Raw genomic sequence first — 21,045 nt, forward strand, 5'->3', positions numbered from 1 at the left:
AGTAATTTATGTTGGCTGGCACAGCGTATGGCATTGCCTGATGATGGATTCTCTTCTCGGTCCGGGAATTCGCAAGGAATCCAGCAGGGCAGGGTGATTGTGAATGGACTGGCATAAAATGATGTTATTTGACATCAATCGTGAGACTTCCGCGCGTGTAAAATTGGTGATACAGGTGATGGGGTACAACCCTGATATTTCAATCAGGTCTTTCAGGCTGCCTTTTTGCGGATAATTCCAGGAAATCAGGTGTAATCCCGCGCATGTTCCATATTTCAAGGCGTCGTCAGTGAAACGTGTATTAGTGATCAGCCATCCTTCGACGTTTAAAGAAGCTTCATGCCTGTGCGCTTTTTCTATGTCCAGGACACGTGCCTTGAAATACAGGGAGACTTTGACGTCACATGAAATGCCGGGACGGTTATGATACTTGCATTCCACGTAAAGCATTTTGCCGTTTTTTCTTGCTGTCACGTCTACTTCATGGTTTACGCAGTAACCCCGCACCATCTGATTGTTTTTCACCTGGAAACCCTGGTGCCGCAGAAGTTCGGCAACATACTTCTCAAACGGATATCCTGATATCCCCAATTGCATGATTGCCCGTTTCAAATGATACTTCGCCGCCAGTGCCTGTGATTTCTTGCGCAACAACCTGAATGCAATGCGGTAGATTTCGCGGGTTGACATGCCTTCTGTCAATTCATTCGATACTTCATCTACCACCTGCTCGATCAGATTGCGGTCTGTGCCTACGCGGTTCAATGATTTGCGGATCTTGCCGGGGTCAAACGGCACGCTTTCTCCTGAAGCTTTGATGACATTGACCATGTCAGATATCCCGCCTTAATGCGATCAAAAGTCAAAACACGCCGCCTCGGTCAGTCTGGCAAGATCAAGATAAGGATTTGGTCGCGTGTTTGACTGTCGGGTCGTCACTGTCTTTGACTGCAAAGCCCAGATGTTCGACCAGACGCATGATTTCGATATTGCTGGCGAGAAACATGCCAGTCATGGTTTTCAGCTTTTGCTGTTTGGCGGCATTGATTAAGGCATTCATTATATGCGAGTCTATGCCTGAATTTTGCCATTCATCACTCACAACCACGCTAAACTCACATTCATCAGGAAACGCGGTCGTAACGTAACGCGAAAGCGCGATGAGTGATTCCTTGCCGTTTTTTAACTGCATTGCTAGCAACACCATGTCATGATTGTAATCAACCGCAGCTAGCCGGGTCAGCATGTCTTGAGGCAGCTCCCGAAAATTTTCCATGAAAAGAGCATGTTTTCTCTGAGGGGAAAGCTGGCGAAAAAAATTCTTTATCAAGTCAACATCTTCTGGCCGGGCGGGTCGTATGGTTACTGCCGTGCCGTCCGGCAGTTGCAAGCTTGCGATTAAGTGCTCAGGATAATTCATCATCTCTGTTCGCCGTTTTATGACATGAACATCAGATCATGATGGCTATGATTGAATTGACAAAATTAATCATCTGCCCGCCAATATCAGATAATATATAAATATGATAATCCATTTGGCCGTGAACCGCCAGAGGACTGCGCGAATGAAACTGATTCAAGCAAAACTGGTTGAAGTCATTGCCAATGCTGTTCAATCGCTGTCAGAGCAGCCGGAGCGTTATGCATCATTATTGGATAAAATCGGTGATGCGCGGATTGTACTGATAGGCGAGGCTACTCATGGCACGCGCGAGTTTTATCAGGCCAGGATTGAAATATCACAGTTATTAATCGAGAAAAAAGATTTCATGGCGGTTGCGATCGAAGGTGATTGGCCGGATGCCTACCGCATTCATCGTTATCTGCAAGGAATGGAAGATAAAGAAAACTGGAACAAGGCGTTGGAAGGTTTTACCAGGTTTCCAGCGTGGATGTGGCGCAATACACAAATGCCGCCGTTTTTAATCTGGTTGCGTGCATACAACGATGGATTGGCAGCCCGTGGGCAAAAAATCGGATTTTACGGCCTGGATCTATATAGCCTGTATTCTTCCATGCAAGCGGTGATTCAATATCTTGAGACGGTAGATCCCGATGCTGCGAAGCGCGCCCGCGTTCGTTATGCCTGTTTTGATCATATCAAGCCTGATCCTCAGACATACGGCTATTTAACCAGTATGGGTAAAAAGAAGACGTGCCTGAAAGAAGCAGTTGAACAATTTCTTGAAATGCAAAATCACGCGTTGGGTTATCTGCGCCGTGATGGCATCACGGCAGAAGAGGAATATTTTTATGCCGCGCAAAATGCGCGTCTGATCAAAAATGCTGAACATTATTATCGATCCATGTTTGAAGGGCATGTTCAATCGTGGAATGTGCGTGATCAACATATGGCGGAAACACTGAATGTTCTGGCTGGGTATCTGGAAAATCGATTTGAGAGGCCGGCAAAAATCATAGTGTGGGCGCACAATTCCCATGTTGGCGATGCCAGAGCCACCGAGATGGGTGATCAGGGCGAGATCAATCTGGGTCAATTGGTGCGTGAACAATATGATATCCATGCTTATAGCATAGGATTTTCCACTTACCAGGGGTTTGTTACCGCCGCAGCGGACTGGGATGCCGCAGCGGAATGCAAGCGAATCAGTCCCGGCCTGCCTGGAAGTTATGAAGAATTATTTCATCACGTCGGATATGGAAGTTTTCTGTTGGACTTGCGTGAAAATGACCAGCTCAAACATTATTTACATCTTCCCCGCTTGCAGCGCGCAATCGGCGTTATTTATCGGCCCGAATCCGAGCGCGCCAGTCATTATTATTTCACACGCCTTCCTTTTCAGTTCGATAGTCTGATTCACATAGATGACACAACCGCTGTGCAGCCGCTGAATGAAGATAACAAGTGGAAGCTGGGTAAGTTTTGATTTTTAATAAGAAAGCTGCTCGATTCGGGATGCTGTGAAGCAGACAGATTATTCTTTGGTTCTGTCTATAAGCCCCGTTCGTATTGTCATGATATCCAGCAAATCCTTGAGGGTAATAATGCCGTAAAGTTTGCCGTGTTCGGTCACAATCAGGCGTCCCTGGTTTTGCGCGGTGATGATTTGCAAGGCTTTGGAAACCTCGGTATCAGCGTCAATCACCCTGTCCGGACCGCATTTGCGCATGACCTGGCGTACCTTTAGCCGGGTCCATTCGCTCTTTTCTATTTCCCGTATTTCATTAAAGGATATATATCCTTCAAGCTCGTCATTTTCCACAACAGGATACAATTTGTGATAATAGCGGTAAAAATAATGGTCCACCAGTTCTTGTATTGTGATATCAGGCGGTACAATGACAAGGCGGGTTTTGGCGTATTTCCTGACAGGGTCGCCGCTGAAAACTTCCCTGATGAGTAAGTCCTGATAAGACATTTTTGAGATATGTTGCAAAAAAAATCCGAGCAAGAACATCCAGAGGCCTGAAATGTAAATTCCCTGGATCAGAAGCAGGATGCCAAAAAGAATCATGCCAAAACCCAGGGCGGCTCCGCTTTGGCACGCAATCGCCGTTGCCCGTTTTAAATCATTTTTCCACCACCATAACAGTGACCTGAGAATCCGTCCGCCATCGAGCGGGAAACCGGGCAGCAGATTAAAGATACCCACGGCAATATTGATGAGACTTAAGTAGCGGAGTATGCCTGTCATGGTGATCGGCCAATTGCTGGCTGCGCCGAACTGAAACAGATAATATAACAAGATGCCGGTCACCAGGCTAAACAAGGGACCAGCGGCGGCCATTAAAAATTCGGCTTTGGGATTGGGCGGCATCTCGCGCATTTCAGCCACGCCTCCAAAAATAAAGAGAGTGATTCCTTCAATGGGGATTCCGTAGTGCCGCCCCACCAGAGAGTGGCAGAGTTCATGCAGAATAATCGACAAGAAAAGCCCAAGAGCGCCAATTATCCCCATGATCCAATAAGTATGAGGAGCAAGGCCGGGGAAACTTGATGGAAAATAGCCGGCAGAGAGCGACCAGGTGATCAAAATTGCCAGAAACAGCCATGACCAATCCAGTTTCACTTCAAAACCGGCCAGTTTGAACAAGTGCAAACCTGTTCTGTGTGTGCTGTTTGTGGGCATTTTTTACGTACTCACGTACTTCCTTTATCACAGTATAACATCTGTGTGAATTTGACGGAGCGTGATATTCGGCAAAAAATAAATATTAATTCTTTCTGCCTTTGGGTTTGCCGGGAGTTAAATCCGCTTTCTCGTTCTGCGAGGGAGGGGATTTTTTAGAAATAAACAGGGAATGGAGATAATGCATGAAATTGAGCATCGCGGGCCCTGAGCCTGAATGCGCCGGATCGATTGTAACAGGACGAGGGATCGCAGACGCCTTTGCTTCATCCGGTTTGGATTTGCTTTCTGCTTGCGTGTTTGCTATTCCAGTTTCCTCGTTTTTATCCTTGTCCTTCAGGTGTAAAAGCACGCGATTAACCAATTGAAAAGGAGCTGTCTGCTCCATAATCAATTTGCATAATCCTGAAGCGCCTCCGGCGCACGAATCAGGCGGCAAGAAAAAAATATCATTGAATGTGGTGATATTATAAGAGTGAAATAATTTTCTTACCTCGGGGATGGAATCCAGCGCATTTTTTTCTTCTTCGCTCAATTCGTCGTAATAGTGATGAAAGCGAATAAACGCATCTTTTCGCACCAGGTCGCCAAGGGTGACGCCGGCGCCGCCAAGTTGTTTTAATTCTTCTTCAGAATAATGCCGTTTCAAATTTTCTATGACGGTTTCATCATCGATATTGTAATATTTAGCGCCTGAAATGAATTTTTGCATTTCCTCCAATGTGTGCCTGCTGATGGATTCCAGTGTCTGTCTGTTACTCTCTATATAGTGATCCATGTGGGCTTTGATTTTTTTGCTTCGCAGCGCCAATTCAGTCAGGTCGCTTTCGGAAAACAATTTATTTGTATATACATTTGTAAATTTGAATTGATCAAGATCAATAGCCTGCTCTAGTTCGTTGATGCTAAAGGCATAACGCTTGTTTTGACTGGTCGGTTCACAAATAAAAACATCAGCCTCATCCAGTTCGCCAATGTTTTGAGAAAACAGAAAAGTCTGCTGGTTCTCGATCATGATTTCTTCATTTCTCTGAGAAAAATTCCGCTGCATGCTCAGGATCCTGTTTAGTCTGTCAGATCGTATAATAACATTATAGTTGTTGTGCCCTAATAACGAATACCTCATCCAAAAGGTTTTCCAGATTATGGAAATATCTTCTTATTCATATAGATGCTGCACTGGCTGGCCTGGCGTTCGCATGGCTGCGCCGCACTGCCTGTAAAAATGCGGGCTAAAATTAAGATAGGAGTTTTGTTTGCTCGCGAGGATGCTGTTAGAGGAGAAATTCACGATGAATATTTCCAGATTTTTAAGCAAGGTACTGGGTATCTATTTGGTCATTGTCAGCGTCGCATTATTGGTGAACTTGCGTGAATTTGCAGGTTATGTTGATGCCTTGATCAGGGACGCACCGTTGATGTTTATCACGGGATTTTTCACCTTGATTATCGGCATCATGATGGTGGTGAGTCACAATATATGGAAATGGGACTGGCGTGTCATTATCACTATTTTGTCCTGGGTCATACTGATAAAAGGGGCGAGCATCATCTTGTATCCGCATTTTGTAGATCAATTATCAATCCTGTTTGTGCAAAACACCTTGTTCGCCTATGCGGCCGGAATAGTTGATTTCTTTCTGGGTTTGATGTTGTGTTATTTCGGATTCAGACGGTCCTGATTCCTGGGAAACGGGAAACGCCGGAGTCAATCGGAATGAAAAAGATCGATAAAATGTCTATTTTGTGACAGATGGCTGACCCAGGGAAACTGTATGAGGATTCTGGCCCGCGTGTTACAATCGCTCAACACGTTTGTGGGGATTGCAGCATGAAAGCCGGGTTAAGCCGTTTATGTTATTCAGTATTATGCATTTCGTCTTTGCTGGTCACATTTGAATCTTGTGCGCAAGGCGGCCCTGAGGCTTACAAAACGCCCCAGGCTTTTCATGACCTGTTCTATGATTTCACGGGCAAGGGAGATAAGAACTTTCCGAAAGGAAAAATCAATATTTCTCAACTGTTATATGAAGCAGAGCTTGCCCGCAATCCTGATTTGATACAGGAAAACGCACCTCTGGTCATGTTCATCAATTCCACCTTATATGTGTATGACAACAAAGGTAAACGGCAGATGGCGTTTCTGATGCGCACAGCGCCGGACTCGGGTTTTACGGAAATGACGGCCATCTCGCATATCGGGCCGGCGCTGGCTTATCTCGTAAAAGCCAAGGAATATGGAAGCGATGCCTGGAAAAGCGGGCTTGAAAGCCTGTTAAAAGACATCAAGGCAGTGAAAACCATCAATGCGCAGCAAGCGGATAATTGGCTGAACAAAATTAATGCTCCCGTATGGAAGCCATATCTGCCGGCTATTCGCAATATGGTGGATTATGCCTGTTCCATGTCTGGCAATTACATTAGTGATGTCCTGAGCGGGAAAAAGGCGTTTACGATGGCGTCATTGCAAGGCGACTTTCTGGAGGGCAATAAGGAATACCCCATTCCTTATAACACCATTATGGTGGCGACATTTATGCTGACCGCGTATCAGAGTACAACGGAAATTCATGAGCAAATCGAAAAACTGAACATTGACTGGCCTAAAGCTAAAGTGATTATCCGCTTTGTGGCGGGCAGCAATGTCACGGCGGGAGTCAGCGCCGGGAGCAACTGGCTGGTTCCATTTGTCAAGGCATTGTCAAACAATACCTTGCCTGATGACAGAATATTTATCGCGCCTTATGCGGAAGTCAGGCCCACATTAGGCCAAAACGAGCTGAGCCGGGAAGATTATACTTATTACAACCGTGTCTGGACTTCGGTATTCAACCGTACGCATGTGGCAAAAGATGTGTTTACTACCATACCCAGCATTAATCTTCCGGGCAGACCGCCAATGCCAGGGGATTATCCATTTTCCAAGGCAAACGCTATCAATGATTTTTTGATACGGCTGAAGTACTCCCTGTCCGAGCCTACGGAAATGCTATCCAATACGGTGGCATTCTGGGTTTCGGGCGAGCTTGCTGCCAAGCACTGGGATATCAGCAAGGTCGCCATACCTGGTTTGACGACAGGGCTCCCCAAAGGCATCAATACTTATCCTGAAAATAATCCTGGCATAAAATGACCATGAAGCGATTACTGTTTTTTCTTTTCCTATTATGGATGGCATCCGCTTCGGCACAGTCCGCGCAAGTTCTCGTGCCTTGTCAATATTTGAAAACTTCCGGGGCGCGAGATATCACGCCGTTTGAATTGAACGGCGCGCACTTTATTGCGGTTTCCCAGCTTGCGGCAGATGTGGAAGGCTTGCCGGCGAACATGAATGGCGGCAATGCCGATGTGCCGGTTATAATCTACCAGTGGCGTGAAGGCAAGTTTGTCGAATATCAGCGTATTCCCGGCCATGGCAATGAGGGAGCTGAGTTTTTTACTATCGGCAAACGTGCTTTTCTGGCTGTCGCTTCTATCGAATCCGGGCCCGCCCCACCGTTCAACCTTCATTCCTATTCCATGATATATGAATGGGATGGCAAACGTTTCTTTCCCTTCCAGCAGTTTTACGCCTATGCGTCAAAAAGCTGGAAATTCTTTTCCATAGGCAAGCGCCATTTTCTTGCGTTGGCCAATGGTGTTGTGCCGCCCGCCTCCAAGGCGCAGGCAGACACATCCTCGACCTTGTTTGAATGGAATGGCAGCCGCTTTGAGAAATTCCAATCTTTTCCGACCAAGTGGGCGTATGGCTGGAGTTATTTCACAATCGACGGCGTTCATTACCTGGGATTGACCGATCATTTGCAATCCTCCAGTCTCTATCGCTGGGAAAAAGGTAAATTTGTCTTGTTCCAGGCTTTCACACAGCCGGGCGGCCGCAGTTTCAGGTATTTTGCAATCGATGGCAGGCATTATCTGGCTTTTGCAAACATCAGCCATGCTTCCGAAATATTCCTGTGGAATGGAAAACGATTTGAGTCGTATCAAACGCTGAACGGAGCCGGCGGCAGGAATTTTACTTTCTTTGAATCAGGAGAAAACAAATATCTTTTTCAAACCCGTTTCATCACCGGTCAGCGCGCCAACCCGGAAACGGTATTGTTGTCACCCCTGTATCTATGGAAAAATCATCGATTTAAAACCATACAGACCATTACTACTTATGGCGGTGTGAATTCAGCTATTATCAAGACTGATGACGGAATGTTTTTGGCGGTTGCCAACAGTCTTGCGGCTGATCAGAAATTCAGAGTTGACAGTGTCATTTATAAAATCAATTCCTAGTTCAGGGAATATCCGCTAAACACAATCCTGATTAATGGCGGCAAGAGCTTTCTTGCCGGTGCTGGCAGCAGGCCTGGCCCGGCCGGAAATGCCTTGGCTGTCATTTTGCAAGTTATTGAATCCATGAGAAATAAATATTTAGGTATTGATTATACTTTAAGTATTACTATCTCATGGAGTCTGACTAATCCATGCAGAGAATGCCAGCCGTAAACATTCATGTTGCAGCGGCAGCAGGGGACGTCAAGCGCGTCGCTGAAATCCTAAGCGATGATGCGAGTTTGATTAATCTCGCTGATGAAGATGGCAAGACACCGATACAAGTTGTTCTCGCCAGGTTGGCGGATCTTGATAGTCAGAATCCCAATGACAGGGCTAACATCGAAAAATACCTGATATTGCTTCACATGCTGTTTGATTCACCGAAAGCCATATTTTCAGCTGTGAACAAAGGAGGCAAATCAGCCGCAGAGATGCTGCCTGTTGTCATGTATGGGCATGATTTCCGCAGTTATCAAAGACTGATCGATATCATGATTGAAAGAAATCCCAAACTGATGGTGGATTTGTTTCATAAGGCGATTTATGCGGACAATATTGACCTTGTGCAGTATCTGCTGGAGAAGAACCGCGATCTGATTCATATGCGGGATGCCAGGGGATTTAGTCCTTACACACTCAGCGTGGCTGCGTCCGCGGGCAAGGTAGAGCTGTTATTTCAAAAAGTTTTTCCTGACGAAGTGACGAGAGAAGCGAGTCTCAGGCTGGATTTCAGTTCGGCGCAGACAGCTCCCGCGATCATCAAGGCGGCGATCACTTATGAAGACGAATCATTCCGGATGAAATTCGAAAATATCATTGATGATCTTTACAATCATCCGGAATTCAGGCCGACCATGGATCTGGTGGCTAGTTCGCTTGTTGAAAAAAGAGAGCCCGGTAATAAGGTCATACGGATATTTATAGCGGCGGCGGATAATATTTCGGGGTTAACACCTAAATCATCCGGGTTTGGAGATTACGACACGCAGGAAAATGTATTGCGACTGGGCGGGTCGCGGGATGAGAAAATACTGGCTGGCACCTTGATTCATGAATTTACGCACCTCGCTGCGCAATTGACTTATGGCAATGATACTATTCCTTATCCGAGGCGTCAGCCTACTGCTCCGCCTTCAAATCAGGAAATCCTGTATAAGCGTGCGATTGATGATACGGTTAATCTTTCGACCAGCAGGCTATTTGTAAGCGAAGCCATGGAAATGAAATTAAACGCGCTGCTGGTATCGCGCATGGAGTCATACCGCTCAAAAGAGCAATCAAGAAGCCTTCCTCCAGGTACATTGAGCGATCCTGAATATCTGGTGAGTGTCCCGCAGGCTATGGTGTTATACGGAAACATACGGGAGAGCGCTACATTGTCGGCGCTGGAAAGCCGCGGCGGGCCGCTGGTGAGTTTCTGGCGTGATGTATTTAATGTTGAGGTGCAAGCCGCATTCATGCATAGTCCCTTGAGAAAATTCATTGACACGAATGTTCCCTTTCGACCTGTGGATTTCCAGCCGCCGGAGATATTGACCGTTAATACGGATATGATCACGCGCTTTGTCTGTGAGAGACGTTTCGACCTGGCCTATGGCGGCGAGTTAATGGAGGGTTATCATGAGGGATTTCCGCTTCAGAACAGGATGACGCAGCAAATCATTATCGGCAATTTGCTGGACGAGGCGATTGCCAGGTGTCTGATGCCGGATACCATGTCGCTCGCGCAGGCAAACGCCTTGATCAATCTTCCCATTCTGCAGTCACAGGAATATAGCGTGGCGTACAAAACGGTCTGGAATGCACTTTCTGATTTGCGAAACAGTAAATATCGTGATGCAAATCCATTCACCCTTGATCACGTCAGTAAAGGCGACATGAAAAAATTGCAAAGCCTGATTCCCGGAGAATTGCGGGAGCAGTTGTCAAAGGAAATCAGGCTTTGGAGTGAGAGTTCACAAGATAGAATTCGTGTATTGGAAAAAACAGTGGATGCTGTGCTGAAAACCTATGCGAAAGGATATGCTTTCGAATCCAAGCCATTTCAAAAATTGAAATTTGCATTAATTGAGAGTCTCAACGTGAACCTGCCGTTGAGTGTGCCGGTGGATCGGCAGTTTCTGAAAGAAGTGCTGCCTCAAATGCTGAAGGATCACTCTCTATTGGTTCCATCAGGAGGGAAAAGCCGCGGCTTGTTTGGCAGGGAAACGCTGTCGATCAATTCAGACAAGACGCGGGTGGACACGGCTGTCAAGAGCCTGATGGCCGCAAAGCCGGTGCTGGGAGAGAAAGAAGCTCGTGCATTTACAATCAATCACGCATAATCTTCTTACAGGCTTTGAGGCTGATCTTTGCATGTCAGAGGAAAGCGATATTTATTCTCCTCTGACATGGATGGCTTTACATTTTGTAAGACGGCGCATTTTCACGAGTAAGATGGTTTTCGCAGTGAGCGTCTATGGTCTGGCTTAAAATGAATAATTTCACGATATCCGCGGTGCTGATTTGAATGCCGTTCTCTGTCAAGGCATGGATTAATCGTTCCTGTGAGGGATGCTCATCAGGCTGCAAGCCGGCTGCCCTGGTCAAGGTGGCTAACGGATCGGCAAAGTCTTTACTGGCGGTGAAAAGCTTTTGCACCGCGGGGGGCAATTCATCAAAAAGCCTGGGTTTAACAAGACTGCTGTAGTGAATTCTGGCGTTATCCGACTGGATGCGCAACGCGCTTTTAATGGCGTCAATCAGGCTGGCGGTGTCAGTATAGATTTGCCGGACAGTTTGACTGTTTTGATCAAGCAGATAATAGCCTCCATCTGTTTTGCCCGTGGTCACTTCATGGGATGATGTTTTGATAACATACGCTTTTTCAGTGGTGAGTCGTTTAAGCTTGTCAGCCATCTCGGTCAATAACGCCGGTTGATTTCGTTTGCTGAACATTTTTCCAATCCTTAATGAGGGTTATTAATGGGTTTATGCCATTTAGCCAGACTGATTGGCCCGTATACAGCCGGACATGAAGCGAATTTCAAGCAGTCAGATTGGTATTGTATGCGTACAGTATGTCATATCAAGAATAATCTGACGCGTTTTCTTTGACATTTTTCTTGAGGCTGACCTGGGGTGCTGACAGGCTGGGGTCGCCGATGTGGAGTTGCATCAATTCACGATATCCGGACACTATCTTGTCTGCGTGCGCGAGCTGGCTGGCGGGATAGGTTGTGGAAAGCCCGGTGACGTACATGCCTGCCGATTTGGCGGCTCTTACGCCATGGGGTGAATCTTCGATGACCAGGCAATCAGCTGGTTTAACACCCAGTCTGTTTGCGGTTAACTGGTATCCTTCGGGCGAAGGTTTGCCGTGGGTGACATCGTCCGATGTAATAATGCAGTCAAACAGAGACTGTAATCTGCCTTGAAGCAGTCTTTCGAGAACAATCCGGATTTCATTTTTTGTTGAACCGCTGCAGATGGCAATTTTTGTGGTATCTCTGTTTATGCTTGAAAGGTAGTTATCGAGGTCGGGTATCATGGGAAGGCTGTCATGGTGCCGGATGATGTGAATATATGCCTCGACTTTCATGTTGATTAATGACTGGACTTCATGAGAGGTGAAATCAAGGCCTATGGTTTTCAGCAGCAGGGGAAACATGTCCTTGTCGGATGTCCCTATATATTTCTCGGTATATTCATCGTAAGAAAGCGCGTATCCCAACTGTTTGAACACGGTACAGCATGCCTGGTAATGCAGGGGTTCGCTGTCCAGGATAACGCCATCAAAATCAAATATGACAGCTTTAAACATGATTTCCTCACTTTTCAGGCGGGTGTTTGGCACGGCAATGGTGTTCATTTTCCTTTAAACTCGTAAAAAGTCAAATGGCGGCGGGGTATTTCTGCAAATAACTGACTCAAAGGCTTCAGTGCGGATGATGGTTTTTCTGAAGCCTGATTGGTGCGCAAATGGTACATCTGATAACTTGCACAGACAATGCCTGGCACATCAGATTGTGTATCGCAAGAGTATACTTTATTATGATGATCGTGGACCAGGATGGCTATTTTCAATGCAATGGCGAGGTTTGGTATGCAAAAAGTCAATGTCAAAAACAAATTTGATTTATTCCAGGATTACTGGTCGCCCAAGGTGGTTGGGGACTTGAATGATTCGCATATCAAGCTTGCCAAGCTCAAAGGCGAGTTTGCCTGGCATAAACATGACAACGAAGATGAATTGTTTTATGTCATCAAGGGCAGGCTGTTAATACGATTGAGAGGGGAAGACATTTATCTGAATGAGGGTGAGTTTGTTGTCATTCCCAAAGGCGTGGAGCACTTGCCGGTCGCGGAAAACGAAGTCCATGTCATGTTAATTGAGCCTAAGTCAACATTAAATACCGGCGATGTTTTGAATGAATTTACACGACGCGACCTTGACCGTATTTGACAGAACCATTTACCATTTTGCTTGGTACGTGTAATAAACGGAAATATAAAAGTTGACGGCTAGTCATAAATTCATATCGCTATGACAAGGAATTTCATGAAAAAATCGAATCTCGCAGGTGCGGCTGTTTTCATAAGTATGGCTGTGAATAATGTGAATGCCGCTAACATGGCATACGTGGAAGTGAATGCAAATAATATGGAAAATACGGCCTGTTATGTAAGATCAGATACAAAGAAACCTTATTTTGATATCGTTTCCATATTTGCGGCTAATATAAACGGCAAATCACCCGATTCACCCGAAATCTATTTTAATAGCAATGTATCCGCCGTACTTAACTCAGATCAAGTGGCAAACTTGCAAAAGCGAGGCATGAAGGTGCTGGTCACTTTGCTGGGTAATCATGAAAACGCCGGATGGGCTTGCATGACTGATCCCGTTGCCGCAAAAAAATTCGCAAATGCTATCGTCAGCACGGTCAATAACTTTCATCTTGATGGCATTGATATCGATGATGAATATTCGACCTGCAAGCCGAATAATTACTCAATCACCATGATTGCTCAGGCGATCAAATCCAATCCGGCATTTAAAGGCAAGCTGCTGACCAAGGCCTTGTTTAACGATTATTATTATTTCAAGGAATCTTATAACGGTCATAAACTTTCAGAATACCTCGATTATGGATGGGAGATGTCGTATTCAAATGGAAATTTTGACGGCAGGCTTACGCAATATCTGCAAAATGGCATGACTGCCGATCGGCTGATGCTGGGTGGATGGGCTTCGCGATTCTATCCGGACCCGTTCGCGATTGGACAGTATTCTGTCAATAATCACCTGGCAGGCATGATGGTCTATGATATTACGAAAACTTCGCAGGATTATCTCTCCAGGCTGCTAAGGAGTGAAAATGACCAATTGCGGTTAGATGTGTTGCCTGGCTGCCTGCAAGATAAAATCAGGTAATTTCCACGCACACGGGAATCAAACGGTTTATGAAATTTAATGTTGTCTTAATAACTGCATAATAATAGACTGTGCCGGAAATTTCAGCCCCTGCGGGCCAAGGCCGGCTGCCGTGACGCAAAATCCTTTTGCCGTGTATTCAAGCGGGCGGCCGTCACTGAATACAACGACTTTTACCGCGACGACAGAAGAAAATCCGGGCGAATGTCTTGCCATGTGAGACAGAGAGAGGCGTCAGATTGCGCCGGTTTCTGATGCCTGAATTTATCTGGAGAAAATGAATGCAAAAAACCATCTTGTGCTATGGCGATTCAAATACGTGGGGGTATGTTCCTGCCGCGGATCATTCGCAGCTGAAATCGCGATACTCACGCCATGAACGCTGGACAGGGCTTTTGCAAACCCTGTTAGGTGACAATTATTATGTCATTGAAGAAGGGCTGAATAGCCGAACAACGAATCTTGATTACTCCGTGCCGCCGGATAGAAATGGAAAAACTTATCTGGCGTCTTGCCTTTATTCGCATGCGCCTGTGGACCTGGTCGTGCTTGGGCTGGGAGGCAACGATATGAAAACTTACTTCAACCGCACACCGGAAGACATTAAAAACGGTCTCGCGGACCTGATAGAGCTGATACAATCATCACAATATGGGGCGGGACTGACCCAGGCACCGGAAATTCTCATTACCACCTCGGCCATCCCCTATCCGTTCGTGGAAAATTTCACGGATGAAAATGGCGTCCATTTTCTCCGGGGGATTGTCAGGAAAGCCATGGAAACGATCCCGCTGTTCGCGCGTCTTGCGGCTGAAAAGCAATGTCATTTCATGGACTTATCAATAAATGTGTCACCGTCAACGATTGACGGTGTGCATTATGACCTGGCGGCACACCGAAAAGTGGCGGAATTGCTGGACGAAAAAATCAAGTCTTTGTTCCCCTGACGTCTCACACCTATTTGCCGGTTTATCCGGAAAGGACTTCGGAACCGGACGGGCAGCTTGTTGCATAATATTTCGTTAATACGCTATCGGTATAATCGCGCCACATAAAAAATGATAAAGGCGAGAGTGGTGCTTGATGCAAGTGCGAAATAGCGAAAGCCATGTGGTTTTTGTTTATACCTGGAATCCCGATTGGCAGACATTCAAGAACAAGAGCCTGGAAGATAAAATCGAAGCGTTTGAATCGATAGTTAGAGAAGCCGCAACTGATTTTGAAAACAAGAGCGCAATAGATCAGAATTCAATTAGTCTTGTCATCGCACCGGAAAATATTTTTTCTCCGTCCTCATGTCAAGGTGGCCAGGAGGCATATAGCGCTAAAGAACATCAATTATTTCAGGATAAATTGCAGGCACTCAGCCATAATGTGAGTGAGCGCGTGTTGATTATATCCGGAGCGATATGTTATTTCTCCGCTGATCTTGATTCGTATAAAATCACTTCTTATCTCATCTCGAAAAATCGCATGGATTCCTATGATAAAAAGAAATCCACAGGCCCGATCAGGTCGGGTGACCGCGTTGTCCCGATGACGGAGGGGAAAAAGCCGGGAATTTTCGAATTTGATGGGTTACGCATTGGACTTGAAATCTGCCTGGATCATGAAGAGTGTGTCTTGCGAGAGGAAGCCGGCAACAACCCCGTTCATATACATGTGCTGATTTGTAACGGCCAAAATATTCGCCAGAGCAATATCGCGACCAGCAGCAAAAACGACGGGCTTTTTGTGGTGTGCGAACTGGAGGGAAATAAAAATTGCGGAATACTGAAAACGCTTGAAAGCACCCAATGTTACATGACCCAGCCCGTTATTATGCGGGAGCAGACCAAAACAGACAGCACCGGTAATAACTGGCGGTATCAACGTATGGGAATTAATGCCGAAGTGCTTGGAAATAAAGTGTTGACCACCATGCAGGCTGTTCCCATGAATGCGATCGGCACGGATATTTGCTGTGCGGTCACAGCTATACCTCTTAATATAAAATCCCCGGTTTCCAGGCATCAAGGTGCTTCCGGTCCGCGTCTGCTGGGTACCAAGCCGACAGGTCCAAGTCGTGAAGTTGTCCGCCGCTTCAGTTTAAGATCTGCGTTAACACCCTCTTTCAAAGACTGGGATTTGAGTGACAAATGGTTCATGTCGGCTATTCCCGGTGCGGTCAAAAGTGTCGGCTTGCTGGTATTAACTGGCGGTGGAAAGGATGTTGAGAGTGAAAATCTATGGATTGACGAATTAAGAAAAATTGCGCTGCAAATATCCGCTCCCGTTATGGGCTGGCTTGGCGACAAGCAATTGATAACATTCAGTCAGGATTTACAACAGATCATCAGGATTTATGAAGAGCATCGTGGTGTGATTCAGGGTGAGGCGAAAATGTGGTTTGATCAGGCGATAAGCAGGATTGACGTGTATGTCAGACAGCGATGCCAGCCCATTCCGAAAAATGAAAATACCAGGAGTGGCGGCATGGATCCGGCCATGAACGAGCGTCCCGGAAGAAGGAAGTAATTTCTTGAGAGTGTTCATTGAACATTCTCAGTTTCTCCGGCGCTGTCATCATCCTGACAGATTTGCCGGAAAGAAGCGGTATAAACAGCTAGCTGATTGTTTTGTATTGAAATCCTTTAACAGGAACGCCCTGGGATATAATAAAGAAAGGATACCATCAAGTATAAGCCTATACCATTTCATGAGGGCTGAGTATGCAGCGTGATGAAAAAGAAAACTGGAGATATGGCGCACTGTGCCAGGAGTTTGGCAGGATGACGGATGATGTTCCGGTTGCCGGACATGCGGATTATAAAATGTATGTCAGCTGGCCAAGGCCATTTGTTATTTTCAGTCATGCCTCGCTGGACAGGGAGACTGAAAGTGAAATACAAAAGAATAACTGGAAGGTTCATATCAGCATCGACCCTGCTGATTTGGGCCGGGCGTGGGACCTTGTGTTTCCGATACTCGCTGCGAACGGTTGTGATTTGTTCAAGGTGACGATTCTTCCTGAAACATACAGAGACATGGAAGATTATCCCAGACAAACCGGCAACCGCTATGCCGGCGGGAGCGAGAGCATGTTTGCTGTCAAAATGTCTGCGACAGGCGATATTCAGCAAGATGTCCGGGAGCGATTTCCGCGTGAAGAAATTGAAGCAGCCACACGCATAGGTCAGGGGATGCAGATTACGGTCTATCCTGTTCCGGGACAGGAATCAAAAATTCGCACAGCGTTATATGAAATTGAAAATATACTCAATGCCGAGGGCATACGGCCGGGAGAGATGGATAAAAGCGATTACCCTGTCGGTCAGTTTTGCTCGATCAGGCATACCGGATTCTCTCACGGGGGTTATACACCTGCCCACCTGGCCGCACACTATAACCCTGACAACGCGGATGAGAGTTTTTATCCGGTCGCCGACGGCCGCTTTATTACAGCCTTGATCATGACGATGAAAGGCGAAGATGTCGAGGCGAAAAAACAGATTTTCAAGACGTTGCCTCATACCATACAACGGATTGATAATATTCTGATGTTGCAGGACTTGATGAGGATAATCAAACTCCATATGCTTGAGCCAGAGGTCAACAGGCGCGCGGCGAGAAGCTCTCTCTTTTCTATGCGTGGTGATAGCCTGAAAAAAATCATCAAGTCTGTCAAGGTTAGGGCTCTGGAGCTTGCCGGGCATGAAGCTGCCATATCGACGGTCCAAAACGAAGCCATGATGGAAATTCTGAGTGTCAAGCAAAATCCCCTGGATCCCAAAATGCCGGCTTCCCTCAGGCAATATCTGCGGATGCAAAAAGACGGAGTCATTACCGTCAGAGAGCCTGACCATCCGCGCAGGCCGCACACGCAAAAAAAATGAGACCGACAGGCCAAAGTGTCACGAGAGGGAATGGCTGCGATCATTATTCACATTAATCTTAGTCGGATTTTCTATAATCCAGGCTGTTGCCTTGAAAGAATTCCACGGGCTTGAGCAAAGAGGCATTGGCGCCGGCAAAGTAACGTCGATTGGATTTTGCAAATTCCGCGATTTCCTCCCGAATCCTGTTCATTACCCTTTCGCCATTATTCGACATAAATTCAATGAATCCAGGGTGATCTTTCATATAAGTATTCAGTTTTTCCATTTTGGCGGTTAATACCGCCTCCAGGGTTGCTTTCAATGGAGCTGAGTCAATGGTTTTACTCATGATTTGCAGGATGACATTTGATGCCGACAGTATTTTTGCCCACAAGTAATACATGTCTTCCTGATTTTCCTTGCTAATCACCGCGCTGTCAGTAAAAAGAGTTTTAGGCCAGAGTGGCGGAGAATAATGTTCTGGCGCATGGGGTGAATCTATATCTTCTTTTGAAAATCCGAATTGTTCCACTAAATTTTGGCGCAAAGCGGAATACGTAGGCACGTTTGCTCCTGACATGCTGAAGGTGATGCTGGTGAATGTGCCGTCATTATCAATTTTGGTAATGTTACCCTTTGCATCGATACCGATGTTGTCAGGTTTCAAATCGGCTTCTTCCACGAACATGCAGGCAAAAAGCAAAGGCAGCAACCCTTTGTAGTTATTTTCTTTCAGCGTTTCGAGTGCTTCAACGGAATTCAGATTAGTGAAGCCTTCAATCCTTTTGGAGAGCACAAACAGATTGTCATCTCGGGTGAGATACCGAGTCTTTGGCAGGGTTTCGCCCAGTAAAAATCTCAACAACTCACCAGTGAATACTTCGATCTGGACAAAGTTGATTTTTTCAGCGGGCTTTTCCTTGGCGTACCATGAAGAAGTCTTGTCCGAACGGGTCTTGTCAACCACGCTGACCTTTCCGCCAAAGCGGTTTCCTGTGGACGGGAATAGGGTTTGAGATGTTTCAAATGAGAAATTTTGCCAATGCTGCTGCACCGGACGGTCAGGGTCTTTGGCCATTCTGATTTTGTATTCAGGCAGCTTGGAGCCGACAGGGATATCAGCCTGGGTTATTTTTTGCCTTGCAAACAAATTGTTTGATATAAACAAGTAATCATTATAGTCCGCATCCTGAGGCATATAATCATCCATCAAATCAAGTTTGTTGTGGCCTATGTTTTTTTTTGATTCGCTCTGGGCCATGAATGTCTCGGGCTGAAGGATAACAATATCCTGAATGGTGTTTGCATGCCCAGGGCAAAGATCATTTAACCGGTTTTTGATGATATCACTGGAAACACAAGAAGAAGCGATAACGACATTCACATCAGGAAAAATCGTTTTCTCAATTAATTTCTTTAAATCGTCATTGCTAATCGCACAGTGATCCCAATCAATAATGATGGTTTTCACTTTAAGACTCTGCAAATGATAATTATATGTTAATTATAGCACGGCACGCCGCGCGTGACGTTCCTGGACGGACCATGAGACGGCATGATCCGGGCCGCCTTGAATATTCGCCGCCTTAATCTATAATTTTTATATCAATATCTGCCGCAAGATATCCGGATTCCGGTTAGGAGTCATGTATATGAGAAGAACGGCAAATCCGCTTTTTCGCAGAAATATTCAGTCTGTGTTAAGCAGTCAGGCGCAAATCCTGCTTGGAGAGCATGCGCTAGTGCTTAAGGAAATACAAAAAAAATCGGGTTCGCTTTCACCGGATTATTTCAGTTTTCTCTTCGCCAAGGATTATCTCGCAAATACGCATAAATTTAAGGCCTTGCTTGATTATCTGAACGAGGCCGCCCGTGAAGACAGAGAAGTCGCAAGTTATTTGCAACAGGCGCTGGCTGCCTCGCTTGCCAAGGTGTTAAATAATCTTAGTCATACCAATCCGGAAACCTGCACTGATCTTCTTCTTCATGTTGCCCCGTATTGGGATCCCAGACAAATGGCTAACCTGCTTTCTTCCAATCTGGAGTTTCGCGATGCAGCCAATCTTGTATTGAAGCGCATGGATGAGGTCCGGCGCGAGCAAATCCTGAATGTCTTGATTCCGCTTTGCATAAAAAAATGTCATCCAGCCCTGCTGAATGATTTGCAGTCGGCGCATCCTGAGCTGTTTCATCAAATCTTTGAAGGATTGGATAATGAAAAAAAGGTTATGGGCCGCGTCCTGCTGGATATGAAAAATGAGCGCACGCGCGTTTTTATCTCTGGCATGATGCAGCAATTTGTTAACGGATTTGGTCGAATCAATTATGAGGGTGGTTTGCTGGCATGCGCGCAAATTGCCTCGCGACGAGGAGAGTCTTTTCATCCAACAGTTTTACGCAAGGATAATTTTGAGGAACATGAGAGTGAATTCAGGGGGTTTCTTCAAATTCTCAAAGACGGTCCCAGGCCTGCGCGGGAAAAGTTCATTCTGACGGGAACTCACTGGGTGGCGGGAGAGGTCAAAATTGACGAACAGGGTCGTGCTTCTCTCTTTATTATTGATTCACTGGGCGCGCTGAACAATAATTCATTCGCCACTGAGACGGTCAAACATTTTGCCGCCTTGTTTCCGGATTCGCCGATTTATTATTCCCTGGAAAAGCGGCAAAATTCAGGCGCGGGATGTTCTGTCTTTTCTATTGATGACGTTGCGCACTTGTACACCCTGGAACAATATCTGGACCCCAAATACGATGGCACCGGCTTGTTTGGCTACCTTGAAAGTCATCAAACCGGTGACAGGGTTTCTTATGCGGATCTTGATGATGTCAAAGTCCGTGCATGTTACGTGCCCTTGTCGTTGAACCGGACCATGCAGTCGTCCCGGTTTTTGGAGGATGCAGATACCAGGACGATACCGGGCGAGGAAACCCGGCCTGTTCGCGACATGACGGAGCGCTCGCTCAAGGTGAACAAAAAAGGCCAAACCGCTTATGAGAGTGTGCAGAAGAATTTTCGTTCCGATCGTAACATGCGTGCCAGCGACAAGTTGGAGAAAGCGGCTGTCCGCACAGCGAAATTTCTCATTGAGCACCAGGATCATCTCGACAAGGTTGAAGAAAAAATGAAAGATTTTACTCTCGATTCATTCCGAAAACGCATACTTGAGCAAACCGCGGATTCCCGTCTGGCAAGCAGGGATTCGGAAATGAAGACGGCTCCCGATCCTTCATCGTCTGTCGATAGTCGCTCGATTGACAATGGTCCTCAGCATCACTGAGCACATATGCCGGTCGGCGTATCCAGTCAATCTGCCTGACTGTATGAAGCCGCCAGGGACTCCAAATGTCAGTG

18 protein-coding genes are annotated in these 21,045 nt (G+C 46.2%); 11 read left to right on the forward strand and 7 right to left on the reverse strand.

Annotated features, from left to right (window positions below):
* Positions 1 to 6 precede the first annotated feature (6 nt).
* Together AQULUS_RS04150 and AQULUS_RS04155 are read right to left on the reverse strand one after the other, a co-directional pair.
* The gene (locus AQULUS_RS04150) at positions 7 to 831 is read right to left on the reverse strand and encodes an ATP cone domain-containing protein (protein ID WP_148338843.1); all 825 of its coding nucleotides are present in this window, start codon (positions 829 to 831) and stop codon (positions 7 to 9) included.
* 64 nt (positions 832 to 895) lie between these two features.
* Positions 896 to 1,423, reverse strand: coding sequence for a GNAT family N-acetyltransferase (locus tag AQULUS_RS04155; RefSeq protein ID WP_148338844.1), 528 nt, complete (start codon positions 1,421 to 1,423; stop codon positions 896 to 898).
* 142 nt (positions 1,424 to 1,565) lie between these two features.
* Here AQULUS_RS04155 and AQULUS_RS04160 point away from each other — a divergent pair, with 142 nt between their 5' ends.
* Positions 1,566 to 2,888, forward strand: a complete 1,323-nt coding sequence (locus AQULUS_RS04160) for an erythromycin esterase family protein (RefSeq protein ID WP_148338845.1) — start codon at positions 1,566 to 1,568, stop codon at positions 2,886 to 2,888.
* Positions 2,889 to 2,936: 48 nt separating this feature from the next.
* Here AQULUS_RS04160 and AQULUS_RS04165 read toward each other — a convergent pair whose 3' ends face one another.
* On the reverse strand, positions 2,937 to 4,091 hold the full coding sequence (locus AQULUS_RS04165) for a site-2 protease family protein (RefSeq protein ID WP_148338846.1): 1,155 nt from the start codon (positions 4,089 to 4,091) through the stop codon (positions 2,937 to 2,939).
* A gap of 85 nt (positions 4,092 to 4,176) precedes the next feature.
* A complete protein-coding gene (locus tag AQULUS_RS04170; RefSeq protein WP_148338847.1) occupies positions 4,177 to 5,142 on the reverse strand; it encodes a hypothetical protein in 966 nt (321 codons plus the stop codon).
* A gap of 241 nt (positions 5,143 to 5,383) precedes the next feature.
* Here AQULUS_RS04170 and AQULUS_RS04175 point away from each other — a divergent pair, with 241 nt between their 5' ends.
* From AQULUS_RS04175 to AQULUS_RS04190, 4 genes are all read left to right on the forward strand, one after another.
* Entirely contained in the window at positions 5,384 to 5,773 is a 390-nt protein-coding gene (locus AQULUS_RS04175; RefSeq protein WP_148338848.1) for a hypothetical protein, read from the forward strand.
* Between the two features lie 149 nt (positions 5,774 to 5,922).
* Complete coding sequence (locus AQULUS_RS04180; RefSeq protein ID WP_148338849.1) at positions 5,923 to 7,224, forward strand: DUF5624 domain-containing protein; 1,302 nt, start codon at positions 5,923 to 5,925, stop codon at positions 7,222 to 7,224.
* A gap of 2 nt (positions 7,225 to 7,226) precedes the next feature.
* On the forward strand, positions 7,227 to 8,375 hold the full coding sequence (locus tag AQULUS_RS04185; protein ID WP_148338850.1) for a hypothetical protein: 1,149 nt from the start codon (positions 7,227 to 7,229) through the stop codon (positions 8,373 to 8,375).
* A 191-nt stretch (positions 8,376 to 8,566) separates the two neighbouring features.
* Entirely contained in the window at positions 8,567 to 10,741 is a 2,175-nt protein-coding gene (locus AQULUS_RS04190; RefSeq protein WP_148338851.1) for a hypothetical protein, read from the forward strand.
* 76 nt (positions 10,742 to 10,817) lie between these two features.
* Here AQULUS_RS04190 and AQULUS_RS04195 read toward each other — a convergent pair whose 3' ends face one another.
* Both AQULUS_RS04195 and AQULUS_RS04200 read right to left on the reverse strand, forming a co-directional pair.
* Positions 10,818 to 11,354: a hypothetical protein gene (locus tag AQULUS_RS04195; RefSeq protein ID WP_148338852.1), complete on the reverse strand. Its 537-nt coding sequence runs from the start codon at positions 11,352 to 11,354 to the stop codon at positions 10,818 to 10,820.
* A 130-nt stretch (positions 11,355 to 11,484) separates the two neighbouring features.
* Entirely contained in the window at positions 11,485 to 12,219 is a 735-nt protein-coding gene (locus AQULUS_RS04200) for an HAD family hydrolase (RefSeq protein ID WP_148340273.1), read from the reverse strand.
* Positions 12,220 to 12,501: 282 nt separating this feature from the next.
* On the opposite strand from AQULUS_RS04200, the gene AQULUS_RS04205 reads away from it, so the two are divergent.
* From AQULUS_RS04205 to AQULUS_RS04225, 5 genes are all read left to right on the forward strand, one after another.
* Complete coding sequence (locus AQULUS_RS04205) at positions 12,502 to 12,861, forward strand: cupin domain-containing protein (protein ID WP_148338853.1); 360 nt, start codon at positions 12,502 to 12,504, stop codon at positions 12,859 to 12,861.
* A gap of 96 nt (positions 12,862 to 12,957) precedes the next feature.
* Positions 12,958 to 13,833: a glycosyl hydrolase family 18 protein gene (locus AQULUS_RS04210; protein ID WP_172622727.1), complete on the forward strand. Its 876-nt coding sequence runs from the start codon at positions 12,958 to 12,960 to the stop codon at positions 13,831 to 13,833.
* A 281-nt stretch (positions 13,834 to 14,114) separates the two neighbouring features.
* On the forward strand, positions 14,115 to 14,780 hold the full coding sequence (locus AQULUS_RS04215) for a GDSL-type esterase/lipase family protein (RefSeq protein WP_148338855.1): 666 nt from the start codon (positions 14,115 to 14,117) through the stop codon (positions 14,778 to 14,780).
* 136 nt (positions 14,781 to 14,916) lie between these two features.
* Positions 14,917 to 16,350 carry a carbon-nitrogen hydrolase family protein gene (locus tag AQULUS_RS04220; RefSeq protein ID WP_148338856.1) on the forward strand — a complete coding sequence of 478 codons (1,434 nt, stop codon included), beginning with the start codon at positions 14,917 to 14,919 and terminating at the stop codon, positions 16,348 to 16,350.
* A 194-nt stretch (positions 16,351 to 16,544) separates the two neighbouring features.
* Complete coding sequence (locus tag AQULUS_RS04225; RefSeq protein ID WP_148338857.1) at positions 16,545 to 17,708, forward strand: hypothetical protein; 1,164 nt, start codon at positions 16,545 to 16,547, stop codon at positions 17,706 to 17,708.
* Positions 17,709 to 17,766: 58 nt separating this feature from the next.
* Here AQULUS_RS04225 and AQULUS_RS04230 read toward each other — a convergent pair whose 3' ends face one another.
* The gene (locus AQULUS_RS04230) at positions 17,767 to 19,161 is read right to left on the reverse strand and encodes a hypothetical protein (RefSeq protein WP_148338858.1); all 1,395 of its coding nucleotides are present in this window, start codon (positions 19,159 to 19,161) and stop codon (positions 17,767 to 17,769) included.
* 181 nt (positions 19,162 to 19,342) lie between these two features.
* On the opposite strand from AQULUS_RS04230, the gene AQULUS_RS04235 reads away from it, so the two are divergent.
* A complete protein-coding gene (locus AQULUS_RS04235) occupies positions 19,343 to 20,971 on the forward strand; it encodes a hypothetical protein (protein ID WP_148338859.1) in 1,629 nt (542 codons plus the stop codon).
* The last annotated feature ends 74 nt before the right edge of the window (positions 20,972 to 21,045 follow it).

Origin of the sequence: Aquicella siphonis (genome assembly GCF_902459485.1) — a bacterium.
Lineage (GTDB): Bacteria > Pseudomonadota > Gammaproteobacteria > DSM-16500 > DSM-16500 > Aquicella > Aquicella siphonis.

Bases quoted from the DNA above. Each gene is read 5' to 3' on its own strand.
- AQULUS_RS04150 (WP_148338843.1), bottom strand. From the start codon at position 831: ATGGTCAATGTCATCAAAGCTTCAGGAGAAAGCGTGCCGTTTGACCCC.
- AQULUS_RS04155 (WP_148338844.1), bottom strand. From the start codon at position 1,423: ATGATGAATTATCCTGAGCACTTAATCGCAAGCTTGCAACTGCCGGAC.
- AQULUS_RS04160 (WP_148338845.1), top strand. From the start codon at position 1,566: ATGAAACTGATTCAAGCAAAACTGGTTGAAGTCATTGCCAATGCTGTT.
- AQULUS_RS04165 (WP_148338846.1), bottom strand. From the start codon at position 4,091: ATGCCCACAAACAGCACACACAGAACAGGTTTGCACTTGTTCAAACTG.
- AQULUS_RS04170 (WP_148338847.1), bottom strand. From the start codon at position 5,142: ATGCAGCGGAATTTTTCTCAGAGAAATGAAGAAATCATGATCGAGAAC.
- AQULUS_RS04175 (WP_148338848.1), top strand. From the start codon at position 5,384: ATGAATATTTCCAGATTTTTAAGCAAGGTACTGGGTATCTATTTGGTC.
- AQULUS_RS04180 (WP_148338849.1), top strand. From the start codon at position 5,923: ATGAAAGCCGGGTTAAGCCGTTTATGTTATTCAGTATTATGCATTTCG.
- AQULUS_RS04185 (WP_148338850.1), top strand. From the start codon at position 7,227: ATGAAGCGATTACTGTTTTTTCTTTTCCTATTATGGATGGCATCCGCT.
- AQULUS_RS04190 (WP_148338851.1), top strand. From the start codon at position 8,567: ATGCAGAGAATGCCAGCCGTAAACATTCATGTTGCAGCGGCAGCAGGG.
- AQULUS_RS04195 (WP_148338852.1), bottom strand. From the start codon at position 11,354: ATGTTCAGCAAACGAAATCAACCGGCGTTATTGACCGAGATGGCTGAC.
- AQULUS_RS04200 (WP_148340273.1), bottom strand. From the start codon at position 12,219: ATGTTTAAAGCTGTCATATTTGATTTTGATGGCGTTATCCTGGACAGC.
- AQULUS_RS04205 (WP_148338853.1), top strand. From the start codon at position 12,502: ATGCAAAAAGTCAATGTCAAAAACAAATTTGATTTATTCCAGGATTAC.
- AQULUS_RS04210 (WP_172622727.1), top strand. From the start codon at position 12,958: ATGAAAAAATCGAATCTCGCAGGTGCGGCTGTTTTCATAAGTATGGCT.
- AQULUS_RS04215 (WP_148338855.1), top strand. From the start codon at position 14,115: ATGCAAAAAACCATCTTGTGCTATGGCGATTCAAATACGTGGGGGTAT.
- AQULUS_RS04220 (WP_148338856.1), top strand. From the start codon at position 14,917: ATGCAAGTGCGAAATAGCGAAAGCCATGTGGTTTTTGTTTATACCTGG.
- AQULUS_RS04225 (WP_148338857.1), top strand. From the start codon at position 16,545: ATGCAGCGTGATGAAAAAGAAAACTGGAGATATGGCGCACTGTGCCAG.
- AQULUS_RS04235 (WP_148338859.1), top strand. From the start codon at position 19,343: ATGAGAAGAACGGCAAATCCGCTTTTTCGCAGAAATATTCAGTCTGTG.